Origin of the sequence: Streptomyces sp. NPDC052043 (genome assembly GCF_044548235.1) — a bacterium.
Lineage (GTDB): Bacteria > Actinomycetota > Actinomycetes > Streptomycetales > Streptomycetaceae > Streptomyces.
On the sequence record NZ_JBIUBT010000012.1, the window covers coordinates 293828 to 305164 of the forward strand.

The 11337-nt window shown below is 69.1% G+C and carries 11 protein-coding genes; 6 read left to right on the forward strand and 5 right to left on the reverse strand.

Features of this window, described 5'->3' with window-relative positions; translation table 11 throughout:
- The first annotated feature begins 76 nt into the window (after positions 1 to 76).
- On the forward strand, positions 77 to 2725 hold the full coding sequence (locus tag ACIHCX_RS28660) for a SpoIIE family protein phosphatase (RefSeq protein ID WP_400034431.1): 2649 nt from the start codon (positions 77 to 79) through the stop codon (positions 2723 to 2725).
- Between the two features lie 169 nt (positions 2726 to 2894).
- Here ACIHCX_RS28660 and ACIHCX_RS28665 read toward each other — a convergent pair whose 3' ends face one another.
- The 4 genes from ACIHCX_RS28665 to ACIHCX_RS28680 all read right to left on the reverse strand — a co-directional run bounded on the left by ACIHCX_RS28665 (position 2895) and on the right by ACIHCX_RS28680 (position 8047).
- Entirely contained in the window at positions 2895 to 4970 is a 2076-nt protein-coding gene (locus tag ACIHCX_RS28665; RefSeq protein ID WP_400034433.1) for a hypothetical protein, read from the reverse strand.
- Positions 4971 to 6496: 1526 nt separating this feature from the next.
- A complete protein-coding gene (locus ACIHCX_RS28670; RefSeq protein ID WP_400034435.1) occupies positions 6497 to 6700 on the reverse strand; it encodes a hypothetical protein in 204 nt (67 codons plus the stop codon).
- 206 nt (positions 6701 to 6906) lie between these two features.
- On the reverse strand, positions 6907 to 7245 hold the full coding sequence (locus ACIHCX_RS28675; protein ID WP_400034437.1) for a hypothetical protein: 339 nt from the start codon (positions 7243 to 7245) through the stop codon (positions 6907 to 6909).
- A gap of 46 nt (positions 7246 to 7291) precedes the next feature.
- Positions 7292 to 8047 (reverse strand): GntR family transcriptional regulator, encoded by a 756-nt coding sequence (locus tag ACIHCX_RS28680; protein ID WP_400034439.1) that lies wholly within the window; start codon positions 8045 to 8047, stop codon positions 7292 to 7294.
- 78 nt (positions 8048 to 8125) lie between these two features.
- On the opposite strand from ACIHCX_RS28680, the gene ACIHCX_RS28685 reads away from it, so the two are divergent.
- The 5 genes from ACIHCX_RS28685 to ACIHCX_RS28705 all read left to right on the forward strand — a co-directional run bounded on the left by ACIHCX_RS28685 (position 8126) and on the right by ACIHCX_RS28705 (position 10190).
- On the forward strand, positions 8126 to 8404 hold the full coding sequence (locus ACIHCX_RS28685; RefSeq protein ID WP_400034441.1) for a hypothetical protein: 279 nt from the start codon (positions 8126 to 8128) through the stop codon (positions 8402 to 8404).
- Between the two features lie 12 nt (positions 8405 to 8416).
- A complete protein-coding gene (locus tag ACIHCX_RS28690; protein ID WP_400034443.1) occupies positions 8417 to 8728 on the forward strand; it encodes a hypothetical protein in 312 nt (103 codons plus the stop codon).
- A 199-nt stretch (positions 8729 to 8927) separates the two neighbouring features.
- A complete protein-coding gene (locus ACIHCX_RS28695) occupies positions 8928 to 9152 on the forward strand; it encodes a hypothetical protein (protein WP_400034445.1) in 225 nt (74 codons plus the stop codon).
- 7 nt (positions 9153 to 9159) lie between these two features.
- Entirely contained in the window at positions 9160 to 9891 is a 732-nt protein-coding gene (locus tag ACIHCX_RS28700; RefSeq protein ID WP_400034447.1) for a GntR family transcriptional regulator, read from the forward strand.
- Positions 9888 to 10190: a hypothetical protein gene (locus tag ACIHCX_RS28705; protein WP_400034449.1), complete on the forward strand. Its 303-nt coding sequence runs from the start codon at positions 9888 to 9890 to the stop codon at positions 10188 to 10190. The genes ACIHCX_RS28700 and ACIHCX_RS28705 overlap by 4 nt, the downstream gene beginning before the upstream one ends.
- Before the next feature lie 505 nt (positions 10191 to 10695).
- Here the strand turns inward: ACIHCX_RS28705 and ACIHCX_RS28710 are convergent.
- Positions 10696 to 11097, reverse strand: a complete 402-nt coding sequence (locus tag ACIHCX_RS28710) for a hypothetical protein (RefSeq protein ID WP_400034451.1) — start codon at positions 11095 to 11097, stop codon at positions 10696 to 10698.
- Positions 11098 to 11337: the final 240 nt, after the last annotated feature.

Consider the following 11337-nt stretch of genomic DNA (forward strand, 5'->3'; position numbering starts at 1 on the left):
CGGGCGCGACAACTCGCCGACGCCGCCCGCGGGACGGCCGCGGTCACTGTTCAGGCCGCGCAGCGTCGCAGGCCAGGTGTTCCTGCTGCAAGTGGTCATCGCGATACTGATCGTCGCCGCCGCCGTGATCGCCCTCTTGCTCCAGGCCGAGGACGACAGCGCCAAGGACGCCCGGGGACGCTCCCTGGGCATCGCCGAGACGCTGGCGTACGCGCCGGACACGCTGAAGGCCATGACCGGCCCCAACCCCACCAAGCTGCTTCAGCCCGTCGCGCAAAAGATCATGAAGAGCGCCGACGTCGACCTCGTCGTCGTCTACTCCAAGGACGGGATCCGCTACACCCACGCCAACCCGGCCCTCATCGGCAAACCGGTCCTCGGTACTCGCAAGCCGCCGAAGGCCCCCGTCACCCAGACCCTCCAGACCACCCAGGGACGCTCCGTGGTCTCGTACGTCCCCGTCACCAAGCCGGGTGGCGAGGCCGTCGGCACCGTCGCGGTCGCGATCACGGTCCAGAAGGTGGAGAGCACGGCGGGCCGGCAGCTTCCGATGCTGCTGGGGACGGCGGCCGGGGCGCTGCTCCTGTCCGCGGCCGGCACGGCACTGGTGAGCCGGCGGCTGCTGCGCCAGACCCACGGCCTGGGACCGGCCGAGATGACACGGATGTACGACCACCACGACGCCGTGCTGCACGCGGTACGCGAGGGCGTGCTGATCGTCGGGGGCGACGAACGGCTGCTGCTCGCCAACGACGAGGCGCTGCGGCTGCTGGACCTTCCGCCGGACGCGGAGGGGCACAAGGTCACCGAGCTGCCCCTGGACGCCGGCATCGCCGAGTTGCTGACGTCGGAGCACACGGCCAGCGACGAGGTCCACCTCACGGCCGACCGCCTGCTCGCGGTCAACAAGCGGCCCACCGCCCCGTACGGCGGGGGGTACGCCGGCAGCGTGGTGACGCTCAGGGACACCACGGAGCTGCGGGCGCTGTCGGGACGCGCCGAGGTCGCGCGCGAGCGCCTGAAGCTCCTCTACGACGCGGGCGTGAAGATCGGCACCACCCTGGACGTGTCGCGCACCGCGCAGGAACTGGCCGACGTGGCCGTTCCCCGCTTCGCCGACATCGTCACCGTCGAACTGGTCGAGGAGGTCCTGCGCGGCCAGGAGCCGACCGGGGTGATCAGCGGGGTGCGCCGGGCCGCGGTGCGAGGTGGTCCGGGGTACGAGTCGCTGCTTCCGGTCGGCCGGCGCATCGCCTTCGCCCCCAGCACGCCGCAGGCCCGGTGCGTGGAGAGCGGCCGGGGCGTGCTCGAGGCGAACCTGAGGGACGCCCCGCAGTGGCAGGAGGTGGACCCCGATCGGGCCCGGTGCCTCCTGGAGCGTGGCATCCACTCCCTGATCGCGGTGCCGCTGCGCGCCCGCGGCACGGTGCTGGGGGTGGTGGACTTCTGGCGCTGCGGGCGGGAGGAACCCTTCGACGAGGAGGACGTGCCGTTCGCCGAGGAACTGGCCGCGCGGGCCGCCGTCGCCCTCGACAACGCCCGCCGCTACACCCGAGAGCACACCATGGCGGTCACCCTGCAGCGCAGCCTGCTGCCCCGTGGCCTGCCCGAACAGAGCGCCCTGGAGGTGGCCTACCGCTACCTTCCGGCCCGGGCGGGGGTGGGCGGGGACTGGTTCGACGTGATCGAGCTGTCCGGCGCCCGGGTGGCCCTGGTGGTCGGCGACGTGGTGGGACACGGGCTGCACGCGGCGGCCACCATGGGACGGCTGCGCACCGCGGTGCACAACTTCTCGACCCTGGACCTGGCCCCGGACGAGCTGCTGGCCCGCCTGGACGACCTGGTGGCACGGCTCGACCAGGACGGCGCGCCCGGAGGCGGGGAGGGGCTCGCGGGCGCCACCTGCCTGTATGCCGTCTACGACCCGTGCTCGGGCACCTGCTCCCTGGCCCGGGCCGGCCACCCGCCACCCGCCCTCGTCGACCCGGACGGCACCGTGACCTTCCCCGACGTGCCCGCGGGACCGCCCCTGGGCCTGGGGGGCCTGCCCTTCGAGGCCACCGAACTGCGGCTGCCCGAGGGGAGCCGGCTGGTCCTCTACACGGACGGGCTCGTCGCGAACCGCGAACGGGACATCGGCGCCGGCCTCGAACTCCTGCGCGCCGCGCTCGCCCATCCCGACCGGACCCCGGAGCAGACCTGCCGGGCGGTGCTCGACGCCCTCCCCCCGGACCACGCGAGCGACGACATCGCCCTGCTGGTGGCCCGTACCCGCGTACTCGACCCCGACCTGGTCGCCGACTGGGACGTGCCGCGCGAGCCCGCAGCCGTCTCCCGGGTCCGCGCCGACGTCGCCCGGCAGCTGAAGGACTGGGGCCTGGAGGACGCGAGCTACACCACCGAGCTCGTCCTCAGCGAACTGGTCACCAACGCCATCCGCTACGGCAGCGCCCCCATCCACGTCCGCCTGCTGCGCGACCGCAAGCTGATCTGCGAGGTCTCCGACGGCAGCAGCACCTCGCCGCACCTGCGCTACGCGGCGACCACGGACGAGGGCGGACGCGGCCTGTTCCTGGTCGCCCGGTACGCCCAGCGCTGGGGCACCCGGTACACCCCCACCGGCAAGGTCATCTGGACCGAGCAGCCCCTGCACGGCGGGGCGGCGCCGGCCGACGGCTTCGCGGGCGAGGACCTGCTCGACCAGTGGGACGACGTGGCCCTGTGACACGGTCGTCCTGCCTGCCTGCCTGCCTGCCTGCCTGCCTGCCTGCCTGCCTGCCCGCCCGCCCGCCTCGAGACGGCAATCGGGGAGCCCGCGGTCTCCCCGCGGACTCCCCGATTGCCCGGACATGGCCCGGAGCGCATTGCCCCGAGCGCGTGCACACCCTGCGGAATCAGCCCCTGACCTGCTCGTTGTCCAGCGGTGTCCTGGGGGCCCGCTGGGTCGGGATGGTGTCGAGCGTTCGCGCCGCCATACCCGCCCGGTGCTCGTCGGTCGCCGCGCACAGCGCACGGGCCGCCTCGTTGAAGCGCTCGACGGACGGCGGATCGGACGGGCCCAGCAGGTGCAGCTTGAGCTCGGCGCGGGCCTTGACGTAGGTGTCCTTCTCGGGGTCGCGCACGGACTCCAGCAGGGCCGGCACACCGGAGGCGTCCGGAGTGAGGACGGCGCCTGCCCGGACGGTGGGGAAGGTGTCGCGGAAGTCCTGCTCCGGAAGGCCGCTGGTGTTGGCGACGGCGTAGGGCTTCTCGCTCGCCAGATAGTCGGATATGACGCTGGAGACATCGCTGACCAGCAGGTCGGCCACGTTGAAGCAGGCGTAGACGGTCGGCCGCGCTTCCGTGATGATCAGGTGCTCCCACGCGGGGAACGAGGCCCAGTACGCGGTCTCCCAGTCGGTGGTCGCGGCGGCCACGTCCGCGGCTCGGCCGGATTGCGGGACCGTCTGGAGCAGCATCCGCTCCGCGTTGTCCGCGCTCGCCCGGAACGAGGACGTGGTCAGCCGGTCGAGTTCGGCGGTCCGCCGGGCCAGCTCCGCCGCTGCGGAGGGCGCGGGCCGCTCGTCGGGGTGTTCCGTGGCACGGAGAGTGTTCGCGGCGCGGATCATCTCCTGGATCCGGGCGTTCGCGGCTCCCGCCCGGGAATCGACCGAGCCGGTCAGCGGGTGCGGCTTGTACAGGAGCCGGACCCGCGGGTCGGCCAGGAGGGCGCGGACGATGTTCTCGCCGGCCTCGATGACGGAGGTGTTGCCCGGGTTGGCGTCCCACCCCTCCCACGTGGGGGCGTAGAGAACCGTGGTGTACGGGCCTGCGGGCGCACCGGCGTACGGCTCGATCGCGTCCAGCTGCGGGCGTCCGATCTCCACGATGTCCGCGTCGTCGACACCCACGTCCGCCAGGGCGTACCGCTCGCGCGCCGCGGGACCGGCCACCCACACCTCGTCGTACGCCTTCGCATACGGATTGCAGCTGGACAGTTTGTCGCTCTCGCCGTGGTTGACGAACGCGTGCTTGATGGTGGGGATGCGCAGTACCTGCGAGGTCTTCCCCGAGTTCGACGGGTGGATCATCATCGCCAGGGTCGAGTGCTCCAGCCTCATCAGGTCGGCGACCTTCGGCAGGCACACGATCGGGATGTCGGTGGACGCGATCAGGTTCACCATGAAGCGCTCACGCAGCACGATCAGCGGGCGGCCGTCCAGCCGGGCCAGCGGCTCCAGCCACATGTTCGCCTGATAGGCCGAGCTCGCGCCGCCGGAGAAGTACATGCCCACCGTCGGCCGGTACTCCGCGAGCCAGGCATCGAGCCACTCCAGCGCCTGCTCGCTCGTCACCGGCCGGTGTTTCGGCAGCAGCCGCAGCAGCAGCGTGCCGATGGCCCCCACGGCGAGGGCGGCGGACAGGGCGATTCCCGCGACGGCGCACCATGCCGAGCCGCCCAAGGCGGTGGTCAGCAGGCCGGTCGCCGACGGCAGACCGAACACGAGCAGCCGCTGTCCGGAGCGCTCCATCAGCAGCGCCGGGGGAGCGGGGCTCAGGTGCAGCGGCGAGGCGTCGATGTTCCGGGTCACCACGGGCAGGGTGCGGGTGCGGCGTACCAGGATCGCAAGCGCCTGGGACGTGAAATGCAGGGTGTGGAAGAGCAGGAGACCGCAGACCAGAGCCAGGTATTTCGTCTCGTAGTCCTCGTTGCCGATGCGGATCAGGCCGGTCACCAGCAGAAGGTCCCGGACGACCTGGCGCACGCTCACGGTCGCGTGCAGCTTCTCGAGGGTGGCGTTCACGTTCTGCTGCCACCGGTGCAGGGCCATGTCCACCGCCAGCCCGACAACGGTGGCAGCCACGAGCAGGGGAACGCTGGGGAGAAGGGCCCCTACTGCCTGCACGGCGAACGCGGCGGCGAGCACGGTGGGCAACAGAAGGCGTGCCGCGACGGTGCGCAACCGAGCAGGTGAGAGCGATGCAGACAACTTCGCGAACTTCAGGGCAAATCACCATCCTGGCATGGACATACCGACTGGCGCGCCCAGGCGGCCGCGGGTCGGAAGCCGATGCGTACGAACGTTCTCCTTCGAATTTAAGTGGACTTTACCTACGCCACATCCTTGACTCCAGAGAGAAGGGGGGAATTTCGTTTGAAGGAACAGTACAGGCTTGTGGCCGATGTGAGGTTCAGGCAACGGGATGGCGTCCCTCGCGACAATGTATGGGAACGACTGTGCGAGGTGTCCGCTGGTCAGATGTGGCCGGGCGTGATCGTTTCTTTCTTTGAACCAGCTGAGAGTTGGCTGTGAGATGGCTCGGTAGATGTCCTGGCCGCTCTGTGCATTCTGGCGACGGGAGATGACCGAATATGCGGTGATCTCACCAAAAGCGAGGAGTTCACATTCACCGTCACTCCTCCACGGACCGTGGACCGGGGTGCGGTTGGGCCTGCTGGGGGGTGTCGCCCCGCGCCCGAGGAGTCGCCGAGGCGCACCTCGCGTTCGCCGTGTGATGAGGCGCACAAGCAATTCGGCATGTGGCGCACGTCATACCCGGTGACGAGTCCGACCAGCCGTAGGACGCGCCTTTCCCGTCGGGTGCCTGGCGTGGTCTCCAATCCTTCCTCTTTCCGCACCACGCATGATGTGCGAAAAGTGATTACGCGGAGACTCAGCGTAAAAGTCGAGGTTCGAGAGCTGACAAAGGATTACGGATCGCCCCGGGCGGCCGACAGGCTCATCTTCAACTGACGAAGCACAAGGCGGACGAGCGTCGTGAGGTTCTGGCCTCCAGCCATCCGATGACCGGGAGGACGGCTGCCGACGGGTCCCTCGATGGGTCGATGCGGTGGGCGCCGCCCCGGGAACCGTGACCTCGTCGATCCACGCTCCCCCCGTTCCCTCTCGACGAGTCGGCCGGCTTCCCACCCCTCACCCTCTCCGGGAGGCGGAAGCAGCGGCCATTCGGGTGAAAGATGTGACGTTGCCCGCTCCCGGTGCCGAGGGCCAGCGGAGTGAACTTCTGGTCCACGCCGCGGCGCCGAAGATCGGCAGGCGGTGGTGGACCGACACGGGGGAGATCTACGAAGAGCGCGACCTGAATGAGCGTGCCGAGCGGGGAGACCCGGACCGTGCCGGGGTGTCCCGTTCTGACGCGGATCCTGCGGCGGCGTATCGAGGGCGAGTGGCTCCAGCCGGGTCCGCCTGCCGGACGGCTCCGGAGCCTTCCCCTGGTCGTCGGCGAAGCGCCCGGGGCTCATCGTCCCCTCTGAAACCCGGCCTGACCAGCGAAAAGCCCTCCCGCGAGGGAGGGCGGAGACTGGCGCCCCCGGCAGGACTCGAACCTGCGGCCAAGCGCTTAGAAGGCGCTTTGCGTGTGTGCCCGCAATCGGTCTCTGACCTGGGCAGTCACCTGCCACGTTGACGGCTTGTCACCAGACTTCGACACACATTCGACAGGACTCGGATTACTCGTAGATGGTCGCCGCTCGCAGAGCTCGTGCGAAGAACCTTCAGTCACCGTTGGCCGGCAACTCGCGGCCGGTGTTGCTGTACCAGCCGTCCGCGTCGTCGATCCATGCCGCCAAGGCCTCCAGGAAGCTGTCGAGGTCCGCGTTCTCCCATGAGCTTTCGTCCTCGGCGTAGCTGCGACGCAGGGAGCGAACGAAGGCTGCCAGGTCTTCTCTGCTGTCGACGCGCTCAGGAGAAGTAGTCATGCCCGGGACCCTACTTGGCACGCCAGCTATGGGCCGGGTGAGTACCGCCTCGGGACATTAACGCGGAGCGGTCCCGCTAACGGTTGATCGGGATCTCGTTGACCAGCACGCTGCCCGCTCGTCACCGCGTCTCCCGCGGTTTCCCGCTCGATCGGGCACGGAAGGGGCGCGCTGGGGGCGCGGCGGTAAACGCTGGCACCTGCACATCAGTCGCCCGCGAACCACACGTAGCTGCCCGGGGTGGCCACGCACTGTTCCAGTACCGCCGCGAGATCATCCAGTGCCGCGCGTTGTCGCTCGTCCGCGCACTGCTCGCTGAGGCCCGGCAACTCGCTGAGGGCTGCTGCGGCTTCCTGCTCGTTCATCACCGTGTCCCCGTAGGGATCGACGGCGGGAAGCCGATCGCGGACGCCGAGATGGTGAAGCGAGCCAAGTGCGTCGGCCAACGCGTCGCCCTGGTCATAGCACCCAAGCAGGAATGTCCGGCGCGCCTTCTTCCAGTTGCGCGTCGGCCGAGCCGAGTGCAGTTCCACATCGATCCCCACGCACGTCATGATGCCCGTTGCGGCGAGTCCCGTGTGGGGTGAACGATCAGTGATTGATCGGGATCTCGTAGACGATCTCGCAGTGTGCGGCGGGCACGACGATGTCCGCCGTCTCGACCGGCCGCCCCTGGTCGCTGTAGTACGTCCGCCGGATGTGTGTGACGAGCGCGGCCTTCTGAATCCCGAGCAGCGACGCCTCCTCGGCGGTCGCCTGCCTGGGCTCCGGCTGCTCCACGGCATGGCTGACGGTGATCCCGATCGCGGACATCCGGTTCACGACGCCCGACCCGGCGTGCGGCCCTCCCTCTGGGAGGACGACGAGACTGCCGTCGGTGAGGTCGTACGGCTCCCAACTCGTCGACAGCTGCACCGGCCTGCCGTCGGCCAGGAACTCGTACCTCGTCCGGACGCACAGCTCACCCTCGGCAATGCCCAGTCGCGCCGCGATCTCTGCCGGTGCCGGCACCTTGGCGTCGGTCCGGCTCTCCCAATCCCCCTGCCTGCCCAGGGCCTTCATGTCCGCCCGGAACGGCGACCCCTCGGGCCGCTCCCGCGCCGACGAACGGACCACCCGCACCCGCTGCCGGGGCTCGGCGACATACGTGCCCGAACCGGCGCGGCCCTCCAGTACGCCCTGGGAGATCAGCAACTCCTGTGCCCGGCGGACCACGTTCTCGCCCACGCCGCACTCCTGGCCGATCTGGGCGCGGGAGGGAAGTCGGTCTCCCGGTTCCCACTCGTGCTCCGCGATCCGCCGCCGGAGTTCGTCGGCGATGCGGAGATAGGGCGGCTGCTCAGGCATATGGAAAATCTAGTCCACTAGCTCTAATCTAGTTAACTAGCTTCACTTAAAGTGATCGCCGGTGACGGAGGCTGCCCTGTGCCCGCTTCGGGAGTTAGCGCGGCGGCCATCGCCGCCCGGCTGTCCGCCCTCGGGCTTCTCACGCGAGTGGAGGAACACCACCGACACACGTCGGTCGAAGCGGAGGTGCCGGAATCCCTCTCCGCCGAGTCATGGCGGGAGGTCCTGGAAGTGGTGGCTGAGGCCGACCGGTTCGGGCTCCTCGCCACCAGTTTGAACGGCCGCAACCTCTGGGCGGTCGTACGCAAAGCGGTCCCCACGACGGGCGATGTCGGGGGACCGAGCTATCAGCGATAGGAGCTGAGCAGCGTGCTCAACCGTATCCGCCGTGCCGTCTGGCTCACCAGAGCGCGGTACATCCCCAAGGGCAGGCACCGCCGCCCCTTAACGTCCGCCCGGCCGCAAGCCACGCCCACCTCCTCCGTGTCCGCTGACGGCGCGACGGTCGCCCTGGGGCGGGTCTCCGACAGCACCAACCACCGGCACTCGCTCAGGGGCGAGGACATCGCACTCGTCCGCCCGTACGTGCTGGCCTGGGAGAAGCGCGTGCGGCCACGCTCAGTGGTCGTCGCTCCACATCTGCCGGCCGACGCCTGGTCGGCCCTCGCGGGGGCCCACTGATGTCTCCTCGCCAACAGCCTTACATCACGGACGCCTCGGCCATCCCCTACCGATCGACCGCATGCCGGATCGGAACGCACCTTGCCTGCGCGGAGTCCTCCCCGGCCTCGGCACCGGTTGACCTCCCGGTGATCTACGAGGCGTGCGACTGCCCGTGCCACTCGACGTCCGACCGGTCCACGCCTGCGGAGGTGAAGCGGTGAGTGAACGGGCGCTTGGCGGCGCGCTGGTCTCCAACATTGAGGTCACCGCGACCACGGTGCAGCGTGGCGACGTCATCCAACTCGGCGGCCACGCCTGCCGGGTGAGGGACCTCTTCCAACTCCCCCAAGGCGCCAAGCAACTCCTCTTCGAGCCGGGCGAGCTGCTGACCATACACACGCGAACGCGGCTCGTCGCCGCGCGGCCGCTGAGAGGGCGGTGATCGGTCCGTGTCTTCTCGCCATCACGACATCGCGGACGATCTCCGCCACCAGATCACGACCGGCCGCATCAAGCCCGGCGAACGCCTGCCGTCCGAGGCCAGCCTCGCCGACCGGTACAAGGTCAGCACGGTGACACTGCGGAGTGCCCTCGCGGCCCTCCAGGGTGAAGGCTTCGTGGAGAAGATCCACGGCAAGGGGAACTTCGTTCGTCGCCCCCTCCGCAAGATCATGTACGTCGGCGGATGGGGGACGCTGGACCCGTGGACCGCCGCTGAAGCGGCTCTGCGCGTCACCGTTCGCAGCACCACGGTTCAGGCAGTCGGCCAGCTGACGACCTTGCTGAACGTGCCAACGGGCAGCCTTCTCGCCGAGTTCATCTGCGTCAGCCACGAGGGGGAGGCACCGCACGGACTGGCCCGCATCTACATCCCGCGCGACCTGGGGCCAGCTGGATTGCTCGACGACGCGTCCTCGTGCCGGGAGGAGGTCACGAGATTCGCCGTCCTTGGCCCGCCGCCGGCCACTGTCCGGGAGACGGTCTGTGCCCGCCCACCGACACCGGACGAAGCATCGATCCTCCGGACCAGCTCCACAGCGGTAGTCCTCGCGATCACACGGGTCGCGACCGACTCCACCGGGCGAGTCGTCGAAGCTGCGCTCCTGGTGTTCCCCGGGGATCGCGTCGACGCGGTCTTCACCACCCACCACGTGACCGATGAGAGGCAGACGCAAGGATGACGGCACCGAACGAACTGCGCCTCCTCCCGTGGTCGGGACCAGAGGGTAAACCCTGCTACCTGAGCACCGACGACAGGGACGGCTACATGTCCCGTCTGGCGGACAACATCGAAGCAGTCCAACTCGGCACGGCGGCCGAACTGCTGGACCAGGCGTCGGAAACCCTCGACGACCAGGACGCGGGCCCGGAGGACCTGCGACGGTTGACCGAGGAACTGACCAGGGCTTTGCGAGACGTGCTCCGCGTTGCAACCAGCCGGGGCCACCTCCTGACGGTGAGCGAACCTCACTGCCTCTGAGTGGCGGCCCAAAGGGGCGCCTGCCGACGACCTTCCGTTCCACCTCCACGGAGAGAGGAGCCCGGTTACCCACCGGGCTCCTCTCCCCGTCGCGTTATGCCAGTCCTGACCGAGACGCCGCGTGCTGACCGACGCGGTTAGGCACCCTGCCCGACCATGAACATCAGCAGACGGCAGTCAGCCACAATGGCGGGTGCAATGACCGGCCACGCAACGCGTGTGCCTCGCTGTACTCACACCGGCTGAGCCACGCTGACGTGCACCGCCGACCACAGCACAGCGCGACGGCCGGCCCCTGAGGACGTAGCGGACTTCTGTATCTCCAGAGCCCTCAGCTTGGGAAGCTGCGATCATTTGCGGCCGGTTCACGTGTTGACCTGGGTGAACGGCTTCGGCGTGGCCTCCTCGCGCCCGATCGCTTTCACCGTGGTTCCCCGCTGTTTCCTGCTCGATCTGGTGCGTTTGTGGTCCGGCAGCAGTGCGGCGCTCAGCAGGCTGCGTGTCTCTACCACTTACGCCAGTTGTCCGTGAGCTGGTAGCGACCCAGCCCGTGGCGGGCGGTCAGCGCGACGACATCGACGCCGTGCTCGGTGAGCGACTGGTCGATGTAGTCGCACAGCTCCTCGCGCTCGTCGGTTTCGAAGGCGCCTCCGTTGTGGGCTTCGTTCACTGCGTTGAGGGCCAGGACGACGCGCTCCACCACACCAAAGACCTGCTCGTCGGCGGCATTGCCAAGTCCGGCAAGCTGGGCCTCGAAGGTGTCGAGGACTGCATCGGTCGCCGCGAGTAGTTCCTCGGGGAACAGCCCAGCCATGCAGGTGCACTCGGGGTCCAGGATGCCCGCGGCGATCTCCGCGGCTTCCTCCGCTATGCCGTGACGCCAGCTCGTAGTCGGTCTCTCAGCCATGGGCGGGACCGTATAGGCCAGGACTGACAGCGAAGCTGACGTGGCACGACCCCGGACACGACGATGGGCCAGCCTGGGAGGGAAACCTTCCTGAGCCGACCCTTCAGTCTGTGCCCCCGGCAGGATTCGAACCTGCGACACCCGCTTTACAGCTCATCTCAATTGGCGATCATGGACTGGGAAAGGCACTGGTCGGGCTGGTGCAGCAACGGTTGAATGCTGCCGTGGAGAACATCTGGA

Bases quoted from the DNA above. Each gene is read 5' to 3' on its own strand.
- ACIHCX_RS28670 (WP_400034435.1), bottom strand. From the start codon at position 6,700: ATGACTACTTCTCCTGAGCGCGTCGACAGCAGAGAAGACCTGGCAGCC.
- ACIHCX_RS28680 (WP_400034439.1), bottom strand. From the start codon at position 8,047: ATGCCTGAGCAGCCGCCCTATCTCCGCATCGCCGACGAACTCCGGCGG.
- ACIHCX_RS28705 (WP_400034449.1), top strand. From the start codon at position 9,888: ATGACGGCACCGAACGAACTGCGCCTCCTCCCGTGGTCGGGACCAGAG.
- ACIHCX_RS28710 (WP_400034451.1), bottom strand. From the start codon at position 11,097: ATGGCTGAGAGACCGACTACGAGCTGGCGTCACGGCATAGCGGAGGAA.